Below are 17,144 nucleotides of genomic sequence, written 5' to 3'. Positions count from 1 at the left end.
GGGTGGATACGCGGATCCTGCTGCAGATTTTTCTGCGAACATATATGGTTGGCGCCACATTCAACACCAAGGGGATGCAGAATGTCGGGCTGGCCTATATCATGGAGCCGGGGCTGCGTGCGCTTTACGCTTCTGAACCGCAAGCCTTGAAGCGTGCGCGGGGCCGCTATCTGAAGCATTACAACACCCACCCCTTCTGGACGCCCCTTTTGGTCGGAATTTTTTTGTCCATGGAGAAGAAGATAGCTCTTGGAATGCTTCCTGCGGACATCCTTCCCAAATTGCGTTCGACCACGGTTTATACCCTGTCGGCACTGGGGGATTCTTTCTTCGGCGGCAGTTTTCTGGTTTTGTGGTCCCTGGTCGGCGTCAATCTGGCGGCCGCTGGATACACGTGGACGCTTGCGGTTTGGATTTGTCTGTGCTTCTGCGGGTTGCAGCTTTTCAAGATGTACACCTTCGGACGCGGCTATGCTCAGGGGCTTTCTTTTCTGCAACGGCTAAGGTCCTGGAATCTCATTGACTGGGGGCAGCGACTCAAGCTCATGAACAGCGTTCTGGTGGCCCTTTTTCTGTTGCAGGCAGCTCCTGCGGGCGGACTGTGGCCCCTGGTCTGGGCCGCCTGTGCCGGACTTTTGGCCCTGGCCGGCTTCATGCGTGAGTGGGATCGCTCCCTGATTTTGGCGGCGTTGGTTCTGGGCGGCCTGATGGCACCCTGGGAAAAGATTTTTGCTTTTGTATCCATGTAGGTGATTTGAAATGGATGAAGTGCAGGAAAAGATTATCCGGGTCGGGAACAGCCTCGGGCTTCATGCCCGGCCCGCGGGAAAGATTTCTCAGGAAGCCCAGCGTTATGTGGCTTCAATCACTGTGCACTCCTGCGACATGGAGGCCGATGCCAAATCCATCCTTGACCTGCTTACCCTTGCCGCACCGCAAGGGACCGAGCTGACCTTGCGTGCCCACGGCCCAGATGCCGCCGATGCCCTTTTAAGCCTTTCGAAACTTTTTGAAGACATGTTCGGAGAGGATCGCTGATGGCTTCCCGCACGCTCTTCGGTATCCCCGTTTCGGCCGGCATTGCCATTGGCCGCGCGTATTACCTGAACAAAAGCCATTTCTCCGGCACGGTCCGCCAGACCGTGTCCGATGCGGATGTGCCTTTTGAAATCGAGAGGCTGAACCGGGCCTTTGATGACGCGCTGCACGATCTGGAAAGGATTTTGACCCTGGTGCCGGAGGATCTGAAGGAACATTCGGCCATCATCGAATCGCACCTCATGATGCTGCGCGATCAGAAGTTTCGCAAACGGGCCCTGGATCACATCGCCCTCACCAAGATCAATGCGGAATGGTCGCTGGAGCGGGCCGTCGGGGATGTACAGGAGATCTTCGCCTCCATCGCCGACGAATACCTTCGGCAGCGCATGCAGGATGTGCGTCTGGTGGCCGAACGGGTGCTGGGCAAGCTGGTCGGGGGAGAGAGCGGGCATCAGGCCATCAAGCACCGCGCCATCCTGCTGGCCCATGATCTTTCCCCGGCCGATACCATCGAGCTGGATGTCAACAAGATCATGGCCTTTGCCACGGCTCAGGGCGGCAAGACCTCCCACGCAGGCATCCTCGCAAGGTCCCTGCAGATTCCGGCCGTGGTCGGCATGGAAGGGCTCGGAGATGACCTGGCCGAGGGCGGGATCATCATCCTGGACGGTTTCCATGGGCGCATCATCATCGATCCCGACGAAGACGAACTGGCCCGCTACACGGACCTGCAGGCTCAGTTCGAGGGCTATCAGGCCACGATCATGCGCTCCTGCCACCTTCCCGCCGAGACCATCGACGGCTACCGGGTGCAAGTCCTGGCCAACATCGAACTTTTCGAAGAGGTCGTCGCGGTCAACGACAACGGCGGGGAGGGCATCGGGTTGTTCCGCTCCGAGTACAGCTACCTGAACCGCGACGGAATGCCCACCGAAGACGAATTGACTGAAATCTACATGGACATGGCCTCACTGGTCGCGCCCAAGAAGCTGGTCATCCGCACTCTTGACGTGGGCGCGGACAAGCTCATGCGCATGCAGTCCTCGGCAGAGTCCAATCCTGCCCTGGGCCTGCGGGCCATCCGCTACTGCCTGAAGCACCGCGAGGTCTTCCGGACCCAGCTGCGGGCCATCCTGAAGGCCAGCGTGCTTGGCAACGTGTCCATCATGTTTCCCATGATTTCCGGCCTGCAGGAGCTGGTCGAGGTCAAGAAGTTCTACCGGGAGGTCCAGGAGGAGATGCACGCGGAAGGGATCTGCTTCCGCGAGGACATGCCCATGGGCATCATGATCGAGGTGCCGAGCGCCGTCATCACCGCCGATTTTCTGGCCCGCGAGGTGGACTTTTTCAGTATCGGCACTAATGACCTCATTCAGTATTCCCTGGGCATCGACCGCACCAACAAGGATGTGTCCTATCTGTACCAGCCCTTGCATCCGGCCATCGTGCGCTCCATCAAGTGGGTGGTGGACTCGGCCCACCGGGCGGGCATCGAGGTCTGCCTGTGCGGCGAGCTTGCGGCCGATCCCTTTTGCATCCCTGTACTCATGGGCATGCAGGTCGACTCCATCAGTCTTGGGCCCCAGTCCATTCCGGGCATCAAGCGCATCGTCCGGCAGGCCTCCATGGAGGAATGCAACGCCCTCCTGAAGCAGGTCATGGCCAGCCATTCGGTGGCCCGCAACAACAAGCTCGTCCGGGAAATGATCTTCCGCCGTTTTCCCGAGGAGCTCATGTTCTACTCCTCCCTGGTGGACGACTAGATTTCAACTTCAAGGATTTTTTCATGTGCGCCAAGCCTACAGGCATCAAGATCATCGCGGCCAACCGCAAGGCCCGTCATTTTTTCGAACTGCTCGATTTCATCGAGGCCGGCATCATGCTGACCGGCTCCGAGGTCAAATCCCTGCGTGAAGGAAAAGTAAACTTCATGGATGGCTATGTACGCATCACGGAAGGCGAAGCCTTTCTCTCGGGCGTGCATATCTCCACTTACGCCAACGCCGGATACGCCCAGCATGTCCCGGATCGGGAGCGCAAGCTGCTCATGCATCGCCACGAGATTCACTCGCTCAAATCGAAGATGGAGCAGAAGGGACTGACCCTGGTGCCGACCAAACTCTATTTCAAGGACGGCAAGATCAAGATCGAACTGGCCCTGGCCAAGGGCAAGAAGGTCTACGATCGGCGCGAGGACTTGAAACAGAAAGCCGTGAACCGGGACACCGAGCGGGAGATGAACCGGGCCTGAGAGGCGGCGGTCTTCCCCCGGCACGGCATCAGGCCGGCGTGTTGATGCCGTGCAGATATTCCTCCACGCTCACGCAGGCCATGCCCGCGTCCCGGATGTCCTGGATGTTGGCCAGGTGGATCTGTTGCGTGCGCGAGGAAGAGGCGTCGGTCAGCAGGGTCATGTGGTAGCCCAGGCTCAATCCGTCAAACAGGGTTGTGCGCAGGCAAAAAGGCAGCTGAGTGCCGGTCACGGCCAGGTGCGTGATTCCCTTGCGGCGCAGGATCAGGTCGAGCTCCGTGAACATGAACGCGCTAAAGCGTTTTTTGACGATGCGGTACTCGCCCTCGATGGGCTCAAGCCCTGGCGCGATGCGCACTCCCGGAGTGCCGGGAACCACCATGGGCCGGGTTTTCAAGGCTTCAAGGCGGGAAATTTCGACGTCGGAGCCATCGCTGCGGTATTCGCGCACGATGTGAAAGACCGGCAAGCCAAGGTCCCGAAATCGGGTCAGGACCTTGCGGATGACCGGAATGGTGGCATGGGCCCCGGCTACCTCGCAGGCCCCGCCGGGCACGGCGAAGTCGTGTTGCATGTCGATGATCAATAGGGCGCGGTTATGCTCGTTCATGGCTGCCTTCTTGCGGTTGTAATTGTAAAAAATCTGCCCTAGTGCGTGAGCTCGGGGCATGGGTCCGATTTCTAGCCGGAGCACCCGCCCCCCGGCAAGAGACTCTTTTATCCCCAAGACCAACGAGTCGGGAGTATTCATGATCGGTTACTTGACCAAGAAAATATTCGGTTCCAGAAACGACAGATTCCTGAAAACCTTGCAGCCCACGGTCGGCAAGATAAACGCCCTGGAAAAGGAAATGCAGGCTCTTGCCGATGCCGAGATTCCGAGCCGCTTTGCGGAGTACCGGGAAGCAGTGGCCGGTGGGCGCGAACTTGATTCCCTGCTGCCCGAGGTTTTCGCCCTGACTCGCGAGGCCAGCCGCCGGGTGCTTGGCATGCGCCATTTTGACGTGCAGCTCATGGGTGGCATGATTCTGCACCAGGGCAAGATCGCGGAGATGAAGACTGGCGAGGGCAAGACCCTGGTCGCGACCCTGCCAGTAGTTCTGAACGCCCTGTCTGGAAAGGGCGTGCACGTGGTCACGGTCAACGACTACCTGGCCAAGCGTGACGCGGCCTGGATGGGCCAGCTCTACACGTTCATGGGACTATCCGTCGGCGTCATCGTGCACGGCCTCTCCGACGCCGAGCGCCAGCAGGCCTACGGCGCGGATGTGACCTACGGCACCAACAACGAGTTCGGGTTCGACTACCTGCGCGACAACATGAAATTCTACAAGCATCAGCTTGTGCAGCGTCCGCTCAATTTCGCCATCGTCGACGAAGTGGACTCCATCCTCATCGACGAAGCCCGTACCCCGCTCATCATCTCGGGTCCGGGCGAAAAATCGACCTCGCTCTATGGCCGCGTCAACGCCATCATTCCCAAGCTGGACCGGGACGAGCATTTCACCATCGATGAAAAGGCGCGAACCGTCGTGCTCACCGACGAGGGCGTGGCCCATTGCGAAGAGATCCTGGGCGTGACCAACCTCTTCGATCCGGCCAACATCACCCTGCAGCACCATATTCTTCAGGCCTTGCGCGCCCATTATCTCTTCACCCTGGATGATCACTATATCGTCAAGGACGGACAGGTGGTCATCGTGGATGAGTTCACCGGCCGACTCATGCCCGGGCGGCGTTTCAGCGACGGCCTGCATCAGGCCCTCGAAGCCAAGGAAGGGGTCAAGGTCGAGGCCGAGAACCAGACCCTTGCGAGCATCACCTTTCAGAATTTCTTCCGTATGTACGAGAAGCTGGCCGGCATGACCGGTACGGCAGATACCGAAGCCGTGGAGTTCCAGCAGATTTACGGGCTGGAAGTCGTGGTCGCTCCACCGAACAAGCAGATGGTGCGCAAGGATTTTCCCGACGTGATCCTGAAGACGCAGGCCGAAAAGTTCGCGGCCATCGTGGAGGAGATCAAGGGCCTGCACGCCAAGGGGCAGCCGGTTCTGGTCGGCACCACATCCATCGAGAAGTCCGAGTACATCGCATCCCTGCTCAAGAAGAAAGGCGTTCCGCATGAAGTCCTGAACGCCAAGTACCACGAGAAGGAAGCCGAGATCGTGGCCATGGCCGGACAGAAAGGGCGGGTGACCATCGCCACCAACATGGCTGGTCGAGGCACGGACATCGTCCTTGGAGAAGGCGTGCGCGAGCTTGGCGGACTGCACATCCTGGGCTCCGAGCGCCACGAGAGCCGGCGCATCGACAACCAGCTGCGCGGCCGCGCCGGACGTCAGGGCGACCCCGGTTCCTCGCGCTTCTACCTGGCCTTGGACGACACGCTCATGCGTCTCTTCGGATCCGACCGCATCGCCGGAATCATGGACAAGCTGGGCCTGGAAGACGGTCAGACCATCGAGAATCCGCTCATTTCACGGTCCATTGAAAATGCCCAGAAGCGGGTCGAAGGACACAACTTCGAGATCCGCAAGCAGCTCATCGACTATGACAACGTCATGAACCAGCAGCGCGAGGTCATCTATTCCCTGCGCCGCGAGTTCATGATCGCCGACGACCTGCAGCCCACGGTGGAGGAGTTCATCGACGATCTGCTCTCCCAGGTCTACGAGCCCCTTGAAAACAAGAAGGGGCACTCCGAATCTCCCGAAGAAATCCGGGGCATGATCCGCTCCAAGCTGGACGAAGTCTTCGCCATGGAGCGCATGGCACCGGGTGGAAAATTCATCGAAAAGGACGATGCACGGACCGCGATCCTGTCCGTTTTGGAGGAACATCGCGCCGCCGCCCCTGATCAGTACCAGGAAATCCTGCGCTTCTTTCTGCTCGATGCCCTCGATCGCAACTGGAAAGACCATCTGCTGCAGATGGACTACCTCAAGGAAGGCATCGGCCTGCGCGGATACGCCCAGCGTGATCCCAAGCAGGAATACAAGCGCGAGGGCTTCGAGCTGTTCGAGGACCTCATCTTCCGCATTCGCGAGAACACCATGAAGGCGCTAACCCACCTGCGCATCGAGGCGGTCAAGCAGGAGGAGCTGAAGCACGAGGAACAGGAAGACGTGAAATATGTCGGCGGCAACGAGCCCGCCGACAAGAAGCCGGACACGGTGCGCCGGGTTGACCCCAAGGTCGGCCGCAACGACCCCTGCCCCTGCGGCAGTGGGCAGAAGTACAAGAAATGTTGCGGTAAGCTGGCCTGATCAGAAAACCCCGGTGCGAGCCGGGGTTTTTTGTTGGGGAGATGCCTCTGGCGGAAATTTATGGGTCCCATGGGACCTATAGGTCTTATAGGACTTGTCATCCGGGAAAGCAAAAAAAAAACGGCTCGGGCCGGGGATCATATCCCTGGCCCGAGCCGTTTAGCGTCGTGTTTAAGACTGCGGTTATTTGCCCATCCAGCGCTTCACGGTCTCCGGATATTCCTTCAGGAAACGCTGGGCGTTTTCCTCGGGGCTTCCGCCTTCCTGGTTCCAGGCCATGACCATCTGCAGCTGTGCCGGGGAATCCCACTTGAAGTTGGAGAAGAAGGCATGAACTTCAGGCATGTCCTTGTCCAGGCCCTTGCGCACGATGGCCTCGATCTGTTCTTCGCCGCCAAGGATGCCCTTGGGGTCTTCCAGGTACTTGAGTTCCCACTTGCCGAACATCCAGTGTGGGGACCAAGCGGTGACGACCACCCATTCCTTGTTCTTTATGGCATTGTCCAGGGCTGCGGTCATGGTTGCACCACTGCCTTCCATCAGTTCCAGCTTGTCCAGCTTGTAGTCGGCGATGACCTGTTCGGACAGCTTCATGAGGCCGGCGCCCGGGTCGATGCCGATGATCTTGCCGTTGAATTTGTCGGCGTTGGCGTTCAGCTCCTCAATGGAGTTGATGGTAACGTACGCAGGCACGGCCCAGCCAAGCTTGGCTCCGCCGGAGACCACGGACACTTTTTCGACCTTGTCTTTGACCTTTGCGTAATAGTCGGCATGGGTCACGGGCAACCAGGCGGTGACCATGGCGTCAACGTCGCCGGTTCCAAGGGCCTGCCACATGGCTGCTGCCGCGACCGCGAGGGTTTCGACTTCATAACCCATTTCTTCCAGCGCGGCCTTGGCAACCGTAGTGCTGGCCGTGGCGCAGTCCCATTCGACGTAAGCGATGCGAACCTTGCCCTTGGCGGCCATGGCAGGTTGAATCAAGAGCATCAGACACGCGATGGTAAGTAGAATTCTTTTCACAGGTAACTCCTTTGTTTTAGTTTTCTTTTCGGGTGCCAAGCTTCTGCAGCACCCGGTCCAGGATCATGGCCACGATGACAATGGCTATGCCCGCCTCGAATCCGCGCCCCATCTGCAGGCGCTGGATGGCTTTCCAAACCTCTCCGCCCAGACCCTTGGCGCCGATCATGGACGCGATGACGACCATGGACAGGGCCAGCATGACCGTCTGGTTGATGCCGGCCATGATGGTCGGCGCGGCCAGGGGCAGGTCCAGCTTGTACAGTCTCTGCATGCGCGTTGCGCCGAAAGCGGTGGAACATTCCACAAGCTCCGCGGGAATCTGTCGGATTCCGAGGCACGTGAAGCGGATCGCCGGAGGCATTGAAAAAATGACCGTGGAAAAAATGGCCGCTGTCTTGCCCAGCCCGAAAAAGGGGATGGCCGGGATCAGATAGACAAAGGCCGGCATGGTCTGCATCACGTCGAGGACGGGCATGACCACCTTGTATGTGCCTTTGCTGATGGCCGCGCAGATACCCAGCGGTACGCCGATGGCGATGGCGCAGAGCGTGGCGACCAGAACCAGGGCGATGGTGCTGACCGTCGCGGTCCAAAGTCCCATGTTCCAGATCAGCGCAAGGCCGAGAGCGCTGCCCAGGGTGAGTTTGCGCTCCTTGGTCAGGAACCATACGCAGGCTCCCACCAGCACGATGAAAACCGGGATGGGGATGAGCAGCAGGCCGCTTTCCATGGCCCCCAGCAGCGTCTCGACCACCTCGGCGCTGGCTTTGGTGATAAATGACAAGTGTTCGACCAGAAAGTCGATGCCAGTCTCGATGACTTCGCCTACCGGCAGTTTGTACTCGTTCATGCGGCACCTCCTCTTTCAGCCAGGGCCGCGACAAGTGTGCCGCGTACAATGACTCCCTTGAACTTGTTTGCTTCATCGACCACGGCCAGCGGGTAAGGCAGATCGGCCATTATGCTGAAGAGATCATGAGCTGCCGTGTCCGGAAAAACGGTCTTGATATCCGTGCAGATGGCTTCGGTCAGGCTTCCCTCGCCGCGTTGGGCCAGGATGGCCGCCGCGTCGGCGGAGACGATCCCTACCAGCCGGTGCGTGTGGTCCACGACGAAGAGATGGGCGATGTTGTGCTTACGCATCTTGCGCAGGGCCGCACGGGGACCGTCTGTGCGCAGATAGGCCACGGCCTCGCTGTGCTTCATGACGGATTCGGCGGTCAGGACTTTGGTGATGTCCACGTCCTCGACGAATCGCGCTACGTATTCATCGGCCGGGTGGGTCAGGATTTCTTCCGGTGATCCAATCTGCACGATGGCGCCGTCCTTCATTAGAATGATGCGGTCGCCGAGCTTCAGGGCTTCGTCCAGGTCATGCGATATGAAGACGATGGTTTTCTGCATCCGTTCCTGCAGGCTGATCAGTTCGTCCTGCATGTCGCGACGGATGAGGGGATCGAGCGCACTGAAGGCTTCGTCCATGAGCAGGATGTCGGGACTCAGGGCCAGCGCCCTGGCAAGTCCGACTCGCTGCTGCATCCCGCCGGACAGCTGGCGCGGATATGATGCGCCCCATCCGTCAAGTCCGACCAGGGAGAGGGCTTCATCGGCAAGTTTCAGCCGTTGCTCCCTGTCCATACCCTGGATTTCAAGGCCGAGGGCGGCGTTTTCGAGCACGGTGCGGTGCGGAAAGAGGGCGAAATTTTGGAAGACCATGCCCATCTTGCGTTGTCGCAACTGCCGCAGTTCGTCCTCGCCCATGGTCAGGACATCGCGTCCGTCGATGAGAATCTTGCCTGCGGTAGGCGTGATCAGGCGGTTCAGACAGCGCACCAGCGTGGATTTTCCGCTGCCGGACAGGCCCATGACTACCACGATCTCCCCTTCATGCACTTCGAAATTGGCGTTGTTGACGCCTACGCCGTGCCGGGTGGAGGCCATGATGTCGTCCTTGCTTTTGCCTTGGGATAACATCTGCAGAGCTTTCTTCGGGTTGGGGCCGAAAATTTTATACAGACCTTCTACATATATTTTTGCCATTAAGTCTCCTTGGCTCAAGTTAACGAAGCGCGCTTTCTTGCGCGCCTTTTTGCAGCATTGGATAGACTAGGGGAAAAGCGCGAGAGATCAAGGGGAGGGAGCGGGGACGTATCGGGTATGGGCGAGTACCCGACAGATCAGAATGGAGGATGCTGTTGCACAAAGGCGGAAAGGGAAATCGGGCCGCCCTTGAGCCCGAGCTTGCGGCGGATGTTCTTGCGGTGTGTCTGCAGGGTTTCAAAGGAGATGCCGAGTTCCTCGGCGATGGCCCGGCCTTGCCAACTCTGCTGGATGAGACGGCAGATGTCCATTTCGCGGGGAGTGAGTCTGGCAAAGAGATTGGCCGATTCGGGGGTGGTTACGCCCATGTCCGCGATCTTTTCCTCCAGGGCGGATCTGTAGGCCTGGCGTACCAGAGGCGAGTCTTCCAGGGCGATCCGTTCCACCGTTGGCAGAACTTCTTCACGGACCTGCTGCACAAGTTCGTCCTTGAGCTCCTGGCGTTCTTCTTCCACATTGCGCAGAACCTGCTTCAGGGCCGTGTTCATGTCCGCGACCGCCAGTCGGCTCTGGGCCAGGTCGCGTTCAAGGGCGATGCGTCCGCGCAGGTCGCGCATCATGAATTGGAACAGCCGCACTTCGCCCACGCTCAGGCATCGAACGCCCAGCTTGACCGGTGTTTCCTGGCCGTCCGGCCTCAAGGTCGTGAGAGTGCCACGCCACGAGGCCCCGTTTTTCAGGGATCTGGCCGAGGCCAGGACTCGCGCTTCGTCCACGGCGCGCAGGATGCGTTTGAACGTGGCGCCGGCCAGTGGTTCTTCTCCTTCGGCGTACAGGGAGTGGGCTTTGCGGTTGGCGGCAAGGATGCGGAATTGTTCATCCGTGAGCAGGATCGCGTCACGTGCGTCGTTGAACACGGCGTTGAACACGGCATAATCCAGCGTGGCGGCCGAGGGTTCGGGATTGTCCGTGGCGAGGATGCCGAGCTGCGAGGAGATTCTTACGGTGGCGAGGAATCCTCCCTCGGGGGCAAGGCTTTTGGGCAGGGGCATGATCCGCAGGCTTATGGGCTGTCCCGATGGTCCGGTCAGAGTGTGTGTGGTGCCTGGGGAAAGGCGGGCCTTCAGAAGTTCTCCGTTCGGGCAGTCAATGCCCAAGGCGTTGCACAGGGATGTGCCGGGAGAAAGGTCCCATTCCTCGAATTCCCCTGCGTGCGCTTCGACGACGCGCCCTGTGGCGTCGCAAAAGAAAAATACCGTTGGCATTGGCGAATCCTGGAGTTTTTTGCCGTCGCACGGTCAGGCACGGGCCAGCCCGGACGCGGCGCAATTTACGATCCGCCCCAGGCTAGAGGATGACGGGAAAAAACACAACAGCCATAAGCGGTTATTGCGCACCATGATTTACCGGTGTTTCTCGGGGGCCCTGTCGGCGCCCCTGATTCGGTAATGCGTTTTTAGACCGTGTCAAAAAGATCCACCCCGCTATTTGCTCAGAAAATTGGCGTTCTGCAGGCCCACTTCGGTCAGCCTGTACTCTTCGAGCTTTCTGTAAAGGGTCTTGCGTCCGATACCCAGTACCTGGGCCGCGCGGGACTTGTTGCCCTGCACGGCATGCATGACCATGCTGATATGTGAACGTTCCAGCTCCTCAAGGGTTGAAAATCCTTTTTCACGCGGATTCTGGCAGCTCTTTTGGCAGAATGGCAGGGCCTGGACATTTATGATGTTGTTCTCGGCCAGGATCATGCCCCGCTCGATGATGTTCTTGAGTTCGCGCACATTGCCGGGCCAGGGATTGTCCATGAGCTGCTGCATGGCCCGGGGCGAGATCTTGTACTCCTGCCCATCCTTGGCCAGTGACATGAGAAAGTACTCGACCAGGGCCGGGATGTCCTCGCGCCGTTCACGCAGCGGCGGCAGCTCTATGTTGAAGACGTTGATGCGGTGGTAGAAGGCGTCATGAAAGCGTCCCATCTCGACTTCCTTGGCCAGGTCCTTGTTGGTGGCAAAGACGAAGCGTACATCCACGCAACGCTCCTCCTTGTCTCCCACACGCCTGAAATGCTGGGTTTCAAGCACGCGCAGGAGGGCGCCCTGCAACTCCAGGGTCAGTTCCCCGACTTCGTCGAAAAAGAGGGTGGCTTTGTGGGCCAGGGACAGGAGGCCGTCATGGCTGCGCTCCGCTCCGGTGAAGGCGCCCTTGCAGTATCCGAATAGTTCGCTTCTGAGCAATTCCTTGTCGAAGGTGCCGCAGTTTTTGATGATGAGCGGCTGTCCCGCGCGTTTGCTTTTGGCGTGCAGGGCGGCGGCGGCCACGTTCTTGCCCGTGCCGCTTTCCCCGGTCAGAAGGACCGGCACATCCGTGGGCGCGGCTTTTTCGATGAGATAGCGGACCTGCTGCACGGATTTGGAGTGCCCTATGAATTTGGGCATGGACTTGTGCTCTGAATTGTGGCGCAGGAGCTCATTTTCTCTCTGAAGGCGGACTCGCTGGTAGGCCTTCTCGATGACCTGCTCCATGCGATCCAGAGAGAAGGGCTTGGTGATGTAGTCGTAAGCCCCGTTCTTCATGGCCTCCACGGCGTTGTCCACGTCGGCGTAGCCGGTGATGAGGATGATGGCCACGTTGGGCACGGTCTCAAGCAGCTTGGTCATCAGTTCAAGGCCGTTGGCGTCGGGCAGGCGTATATCGAGAATGATGATGTCGTAATAATGTTTGTGCAGGTGCTCGAAAGCCTCCTTGGCGCTGCCCACGGTGTGGATGGTGCGGCCGGGCGAGGCCAGTTCGCGGGAGAAGAGCTTGCGTATATTGGACTCGTCATCCACGACGAGTATTTCAATGGAATTGAAGATGCTCATGTAGTCATTTCCTTGTTGTTTGCTGAAAATCCGGTCGGGAGCATGACCCGGAAGGCGGAACCCTTGCCGGGTTCGCTGCAGACGTGGATTTCCCCGCCGTGCATTTTAATGATGTTGTAGCAGATGGACAGGCCGATGCCGATGCTGTGCCCTTTGGTCTTGGTTGTGAAAAAGGGGATGAAAAGCTTGTCCAGGGTTTCGGGGGGGATGCCCTGTCCGGTATCCTCGACAATGAGCGCCGCGCGTTCCGCGTTGTCCATGCTGGTGCGGATGGTGATGGTTCCCTTGGCGTCGATGGCGTCCATGGCGTTCAGCACAAGGTTCAAAAGGACCTGCTTGAGTTCGCCCTGGGCGCCCCGGATGGTCACGGGTTCGGGGCACAGATCCTGATGCAGGGTTATGCCCGGATGCAACTTGATCTGGTGATGCAGAATCTTGAGGGACCCCGTGACCAGAGAGTTTAGGTCTATTGTATTGAATTTGCATGTTTTCTGGCTGCTGAACGAGAGCAGGTTGCCGACAATGTCCCGGCAGCGGTTGCATTCTTCGAGGATGGTGGTCGTATAGTCCGTGAAATCCTCCAGGATGCCCTGTTCCGTTTCCTTGTCCAGAAGGGTCCCAAGGTAGGGCAGGCGGCGTTTCAATGCCTCGGAGAAGCCGCTGATGGCCGCCAGGGGATTGTTGATCTCATGCGCCACGCCCGCCGCCAGAAGGCCGATGGTGGCCATTTTTTCGGCCTGATAGTATTTGGCCTGATATTCTTTTTCCATGGTCACGTCGCGTTTTGAGACCAGGACCGTGCGAACCTGGCTCTTGTCGTCGAACATGGGCGAGGCCACGACCTCGAAGTGCAGGCTGCGGTCCGGTCGGTGGTCGATATATGAGGCCCGGTCGGGCTTGCCGGTTTGCAGGGCCGTGCGCAGGGGGCAGATCTGGCAGGGCTCGGAGCCGCCCCGGAAAACCTGATAGCAGAAGAGCCCTTCTGGGTGGGGGATATCAAAATAGTCGTTGAACACCTTGTTCACGTAGACAATGCGGTAATCCGGCGAGACCACCGCCAAAAGATCCATGATTCCGTTCAGGATGTCCTGGATTTCCTGTTTTTTCCGTTCAAGCTCCGCATTATATGTCTCAAGCTCTCCCATTTTTTCCTGCACTTCGCGGAAAAAACCGAGCTTGGTATATTCCGGCCCGACGATGTCGCTGAGCGTGGTCTTACCCATCACCAGACCTCCTGGCAGATGCGCAGCAATTCCTCGGCCGTGGCCGGGCGAGGGTTGGTCAGCAGGCATGCGTCCTTGGTGGCCATTTCACAGATCTGGGGGAAGGCGGTCTCGTCATCCACAATTTCGCGAAAATGAACCGCGGTGCCGAGTTCCAGAAAAATCTCCTTGAGACGTTTGATGCCGCCCTCGGCTGTTTGCAGGGATGACGACAGGCGTTTGCCGAGGACAATTTCTCCGATGGTGGCCATCTTTGCCTCGCAGGCAGGCAGGTTGTAGCTCATGACCGCAGGGAGGAGCACCGGGTGGACCATTCCGTGCGTGGTATCGAAAAATCCGCCAAGAGAGTGGGCAATGGCATGGCAGGCCCCAAGACTGGCGTTGCTGAAGCTCATTCCTGCGGCAACCGCCGCCATGGACAGGTTTTCCATGGCGAGGGGATCGCGGGTTTTGAGAGCTGGTTTCAAATTGTCCAGAATGAGGTGCATGGCTTTTACGGCCTGGGTCTCGGTCAGCGTGTGGGCGATGAGCGAGACGTAGGATTCCACGGCGTGGGACAGTGCGTCCACGGCTGAGGTCACGATGAGGTCGTCGCCGGCGGTGGAGAGCATTTCCGGATCGATGATGGATACGTTGGGCGTCAGGGAGCGGCTGATGAGCGACATTTTCACCTTGCGCGCCACATCGGTGATGATGGCGAATTGGGAAATGTCCGAGCCGCTTCCGGCCGTGGACGGCAGGAAGATCATGGGCGGAAGCGGCCTGATGATCAGGTTCGCGCCTTCGTAGTCCTGGATTATCCCGCCGTTGCTGGCCACGGTGGCCACACCCTTGGCCATGTCCAGCGGGCTGCCTCCGCCAAGGCCGATGACCACGTCCGCGCCTTCGGCCTTGTACAGATCCGCACCCAGATGCACTTCATAGTCACGCGGATTGGAGCTCACGTTCGAGTAGTAAACCCACTTCAAGGCCGAGGCCTCAAGAACTTCGATGAGCTTGCCGACCCAGCCGCTGCGCTCGAGACCCGGATCGCTGACCACAAAGACTTTCTTGGCGCCGAGCTGCAAAGCGTACGATCCTGTATATTCCATGCTGCCATGTCCGAAAATTATTTCTGGCAGAGAGAATTTTCTTATATCCATGTCTTTTCCTCGCGACGGGTTTGTCTTTGAGTTCCGGGATTGGGCTCGACTGGTCTGTTTCATTTAGAGTGCAAGAACACGACCGCTTGTCCCGGCTTGTCCGGCATACGCCGTTTCTTTGATGAATATCTTCAAGGCGTTGAAAATAATAAGAATAATATGGTCGATTTCGGCCATGCTACCCAACATTGAGAGGACTGGCAAAGGTGCTTTTTTGGGGCGGGGAGGCACAATGAGTCATTTTGACTCAACTTGTCTATAAAGGCCAGGATCAAAGTGATACAAAACGGGATGGGCTTTGAAAACATATTGCCGGTCGCCTTTCATTCAGGGGTAGAGTGAATTGGCTATGGTATTTTATTTCGGTATGTTACAGTGTAAAAGCAAGGATTTTTCACGTTTTCGAGCAGTCTGGCCTCATTCTTGCCTTATGGGGAATCACGAGAGTTAATTGAGTGGATTCTATTCGAGTCAAACAATCTTTAGCGAGGTGCAATCATGGCTGTTCAAGAAATGGTGTATGGATTTTTCATTCCCAGCGTTACTCTGATCGGTATTGGTGCTTCCAAGCAGATTCCTGAGAAAATCAAGGCTCTGGGCGGCAGCAAGCCCCTGGTAGTTACCGACAAGGGCATCACTGGCTGCGGTCTGACCAAGCAGATCACCGACCTGTTGGACGCCGCCGGAATGAAGTATGAAGTATACGACGAAACCATTCCGAACCCCACCGACAACAACGTTCACGCCGGTGTCGACGTGTACAAGAAAACCAAATGCGATTCCCTGATTTCCCTGGGCGGCGGCAGCTCGCATGACTGCGGCAAGGGTATCGGCCTTGTTGTCGCCAACGGCGGCAAGATTCATGACTTCGAAGGCGTGGACAAGTCCACCAAGCCCATGCCTCCATATCTGGCCGTGAACACCACCGCCGGCACCGCTTCTGAAATGACCCGTTTCTGTATCATCACCGATACTTCCCGCAAGGTTAAGATGGCCATCGTTGATTGGCGCGTCACCCCCGGTATCGCCATCGACGATCCGATGCTGATGGTCGGCATGCCCCCGGCGCTGACCGCAGCCACCGGCATGGACGCCCTGACCCACGCCGTGGAAGCCTATGTTTCCACCATCGCTACCCCCATGACCGACGCCTGCGCACAGAAGGCCATCGAACTGATCGCCAAGTACCTGCGCAAAGCCGTTGCCAACGGCAAGGACATCGAAGCCCGCGAAGGTATGTGTTTCGCACAGTATCTGGCCGGCATGGCTTTCAACAACGCCAGCCTTGGTCACGTTCACGCCATGGCTCACCAGTTGGGCGGCTTCTACGATCTGCCCCATGGTGAATGTAACGCCATCCTGCTGCCCCACGTTGAGCGCGCCAACCTGAACGCCAAGCTCGAGCGCTTTGTCGACATGGCCAAGTTCCTGGGCGAGAATGTTGAAGGCATGTCCCTGCGTGCTGGTGCGGAAAAGGCTCTTGACGCCATCAAGCAGCTGTCCACCGACGTCGGCATTCCTTCCGGCCTGATCGAGCTGGGCAAGCGTTATGGCAAGGACGTCAAGAAGGAAGACATCGCCATCATGACCGGCAACGCTCAGAAAGATGCTTGCGGTTTCACCAATCCCGTCTGCCTGAAAGACGCCGATGTAGCCCGCATTTACGAGGCTGCCCTGTAATTAATCATTGCGCGCCGGCCAACCGGCGCGCTTTTTTTTTCAGAAACCGGAGGTCCGCATGTGGTTTGACGATGCTTCGCTGCTTTCCCTGGAAGAGGTTGATTGGAAAGTCGGCCTTGAGCGCGATGAGGTCGGGGCCACGGTGCGCGATGAAGATTTTCTGGAAACGGCCAGATTCGACGAAACGTGGTGCGCGGGTTCGCGGCTTTGAAGCGTGAAGTGTGTGCAAGCCGGGTCACCCTGATCCGGACCCGAAGCGTGAGACTGCCGTAATTGTATGATGCCAGTAACTGGGGCAGGGTTGAGAGGTGGCATTCCTCCCAACCCTGCCCTTTTTTTTGCTTTATGTCTTGAGAGGCATGATCCTGTGCCTTTCACAAACTTCTTACCCGATTTGCTGATCAAGGAGTCTTCATGAAAATCCTACGCATCAATACCAGAACCAAAAGCTTCAAGTTTGAAGAACTCGGCGAGCTGGCCGGTCTTGGAGGTCGCGCCCTGACCTCAAGAGTGGTCAACAAGGAAGTCCCGGCAAACTGTCACCCGCTTTCCGCCGAAAACAAGCTGATTTTCGCGGCCGGCGTGCTTGCCCCGACCAATGCAGCCAACTCCGG

Annotated in this window: 16 protein-coding genes; 8 read left to right on the top strand and 8 right to left on the bottom strand. The window is 58.2% G+C overall.

The genetic code is table 11. From position 1 onward, the window contains the following. The first annotated feature begins 2 nt into the window (after positions 1–2). From H4684_RS14870 to smpB, 4 genes are read left to right on the top strand one after another with little or no spacing between them, the layout of a single operon-like run. Positions 3–749 carry a PTS system mannose/fructose/sorbose family transporter subunit IID gene (locus H4684_RS14870; RefSeq protein WP_244150290.1) on the top strand — a complete coding sequence of 249 codons (747 nt, stop codon included), beginning with the start codon at positions 3–5 and terminating at the stop codon, positions 747–749. Positions 750–759: 10 nt separating this feature from the next. Then, positions 760–1,038 carry an HPr family phosphocarrier protein gene (locus tag H4684_RS14865; RefSeq protein ID WP_092190184.1) on the top strand — a complete coding sequence of 93 codons (279 nt, stop codon included), beginning with the start codon at positions 760–762 and terminating at the stop codon, positions 1,036–1,038. After that, positions 1,038–2,804 (top strand): phosphoenolpyruvate--protein phosphotransferase, encoded by a 1,767-nt coding sequence (gene ptsP / locus H4684_RS14860; RefSeq protein ID WP_092190186.1) that lies wholly within the window; start codon positions 1,038–1,040, stop codon positions 2,802–2,804. Before H4684_RS14865 ends, ptsP begins: the two co-directional genes overlap by 1 nt. A 23-nt stretch (positions 2,805–2,827) precedes the next feature. Then, positions 2,828–3,292 (top strand): SsrA-binding protein SmpB, encoded by a 465-nt coding sequence (gene smpB, locus H4684_RS14855; RefSeq protein ID WP_092190188.1) that lies wholly within the window; start codon positions 2,828–2,830, stop codon positions 3,290–3,292. 28 nt (positions 3,293–3,320) lie between these two features. On the opposite strand, the gene H4684_RS14850 is transcribed toward smpB, so the two are convergent. After that, positions 3,321–3,902, bottom strand: coding sequence for a cysteine hydrolase family protein (locus H4684_RS14850; protein ID WP_192624351.1), 582 nt, complete (start codon positions 3,900–3,902; stop codon positions 3,321–3,323). Between the two features lie 139 nt (positions 3,903–4,041). Here H4684_RS14850 and secA point away from each other — a divergent pair, with 139 nt between their 5' ends. Further along, positions 4,042–6,558 (top strand): preprotein translocase subunit SecA, encoded by a 2,517-nt coding sequence (gene secA / locus H4684_RS14845; RefSeq protein ID WP_092190192.1) that lies wholly within the window; start codon positions 4,042–4,044, stop codon positions 6,556–6,558. A gap of 183 nt (positions 6,559–6,741) precedes the next feature. On the opposite strand, the gene H4684_RS14840 is transcribed toward secA, so the two are convergent. From H4684_RS14840 to H4684_RS14810, 7 genes are all read right to left on the bottom strand, one after another. After that, positions 6,742–7,581, bottom strand: coding sequence for a glycine betaine ABC transporter substrate-binding protein (locus H4684_RS14840; RefSeq protein ID WP_192624350.1), 840 nt, complete (start codon positions 7,579–7,581; stop codon positions 6,742–6,744). Between the two features lie 16 nt (positions 7,582–7,597). Next, complete coding sequence (locus H4684_RS14835; protein WP_092190194.1) at positions 7,598–8,434, bottom strand: ABC transporter permease; 837 nt, start codon at positions 8,432–8,434, stop codon at positions 7,598–7,600. Next, on the bottom strand, positions 8,431–9,624 hold the full coding sequence (locus tag H4684_RS14830; RefSeq protein WP_192624349.1) for a quaternary amine ABC transporter ATP-binding protein: 1,194 nt from the start codon (positions 9,622–9,624) through the stop codon (positions 8,431–8,433). Before H4684_RS14830 ends, H4684_RS14835 begins: the two co-directional genes overlap by 4 nt. 137 nt (positions 9,625–9,761) lie before the next feature. Further along, a complete protein-coding gene (locus H4684_RS14825; protein WP_092190198.1) occupies positions 9,762–10,889 on the bottom strand; it encodes a LuxR family transcriptional regulator in 1,128 nt (375 codons plus the stop codon). A 219-nt stretch (positions 10,890–11,108) separates the two neighbouring features. Beyond that, positions 11,109–12,485: a sigma-54-dependent transcriptional regulator gene (locus H4684_RS14820; protein ID WP_092190200.1), complete on the bottom strand. Its 1,377-nt coding sequence runs from the start codon at positions 12,483–12,485 to the stop codon at positions 11,109–11,111. After that, positions 12,482–13,708, bottom strand: a complete 1,227-nt coding sequence (locus H4684_RS14815) for a two-component system sensor histidine kinase NtrB (RefSeq protein WP_092190202.1) — start codon at positions 13,706–13,708, stop codon at positions 12,482–12,484. The genes H4684_RS14820 and H4684_RS14815 overlap by 4 nt, the downstream gene beginning before the upstream one ends. Then, entirely contained in the window at positions 13,708–14,850 is a 1,143-nt protein-coding gene (locus tag H4684_RS14810; RefSeq protein ID WP_192624348.1) for an iron-containing alcohol dehydrogenase, read from the bottom strand. Before H4684_RS14810 ends, H4684_RS14815 begins: the two co-directional genes overlap by 1 nt. A gap of 498 nt (positions 14,851–15,348) precedes the next feature. Here H4684_RS14810 and H4684_RS14805 point away from each other — a divergent pair, with 498 nt between their 5' ends. From H4684_RS14805 to H4684_RS14795, 3 genes are all read left to right on the top strand, one after another. Beyond that, on the top strand, positions 15,349–16,530 hold the full coding sequence (locus H4684_RS14805; protein ID WP_092190206.1) for an iron-containing alcohol dehydrogenase: 1,182 nt from the start codon (positions 15,349–15,351) through the stop codon (positions 16,528–16,530). 58 nt (positions 16,531–16,588) lie between these two features. Beyond that, positions 16,589–16,741, top strand: a complete 153-nt coding sequence (locus H4684_RS14800; protein WP_153304603.1) for a hypothetical protein — start codon at positions 16,589–16,591, stop codon at positions 16,739–16,741. Positions 16,742–16,944: 203 nt separating this feature from the next. Continuing rightward, a partial coding sequence (locus H4684_RS14795; protein WP_318779647.1) for an aldehyde ferredoxin oxidoreductase N-terminal domain-containing protein occupies positions 16,945–17,144 on the top strand: 200 nt, incomplete at its 3' end.

Origin of the sequence: Desulfomicrobium macestii (genome assembly GCF_014873765.1) — a bacterium.
Lineage (GTDB): Bacteria > Desulfobacterota > Desulfovibrionia > Desulfovibrionales > Desulfomicrobiaceae > Desulfomicrobium > Desulfomicrobium macestii.
This window is presented reverse-complemented; position numbering and strand designations above follow the sequence as displayed.

What these genes read in the sequence shown, in the direction of transcription:
- H4684_RS14865 (WP_092190184.1), top strand. Translation starts at nt 760, where the DNA reads ATGGATGAAGTGCAGGAAAAGATTATCCGGGTCGGGAACAGCCTCGGG.
- ptsP (WP_092190186.1), top strand. Translation starts at nt 1,038, where the DNA reads ATGGCTTCCCGCACGCTCTTCGGTATCCCCGTTTCGGCCGGCATTGCC.
- smpB (WP_092190188.1), top strand. Translation starts at nt 2,828, where the DNA reads ATGTGCGCCAAGCCTACAGGCATCAAGATCATCGCGGCCAACCGCAAG.
- H4684_RS14850 (WP_192624351.1), bottom strand. Translation starts at nt 3,902, where the DNA reads ATGAACGAGCATAACCGCGCCCTATTGATCATCGACATGCAACACGAC.
- secA (WP_092190192.1), top strand. Translation starts at nt 4,042, where the DNA reads ATGATCGGTTACTTGACCAAGAAAATATTCGGTTCCAGAAACGACAGA.
- H4684_RS14835 (WP_092190194.1), bottom strand. Translation starts at nt 8,434, where the DNA reads ATGAACGAGTACAAACTGCCGGTAGGCGAAGTCATCGAGACTGGCATC.
- H4684_RS14830 (WP_192624349.1), bottom strand. Translation starts at nt 9,624, where the DNA reads ATGGCAAAAATATATGTAGAAGGTCTGTATAAAATTTTCGGCCCCAAC.
- H4684_RS14825 (WP_092190198.1), bottom strand. Translation starts at nt 10,889, where the DNA reads ATGCCAACGGTATTTTTCTTTTGCGACGCCACAGGGCGCGTCGTCGAA.
- H4684_RS14820 (WP_092190200.1), bottom strand. Translation starts at nt 12,485, where the DNA reads ATGAGCATCTTCAATTCCATTGAAATACTCGTCGTGGATGACGAGTCC.
- H4684_RS14815 (WP_092190202.1), bottom strand. Translation starts at nt 13,708, where the DNA reads ATGGGTAAGACCACGCTCAGCGACATCGTCGGGCCGGAATATACCAAG.
- H4684_RS14810 (WP_192624348.1), bottom strand. Translation starts at nt 14,850, where the DNA reads ATGGATATAAGAAAATTCTCTCTGCCAGAAATAATTTTCGGACATGGC.
- H4684_RS14805 (WP_092190206.1), top strand. Translation starts at nt 15,349, where the DNA reads ATGGCTGTTCAAGAAATGGTGTATGGATTTTTCATTCCCAGCGTTACT.
- H4684_RS14800 (WP_153304603.1), top strand. Translation starts at nt 16,589, where the DNA reads ATGTGGTTTGACGATGCTTCGCTGCTTTCCCTGGAAGAGGTTGATTGG.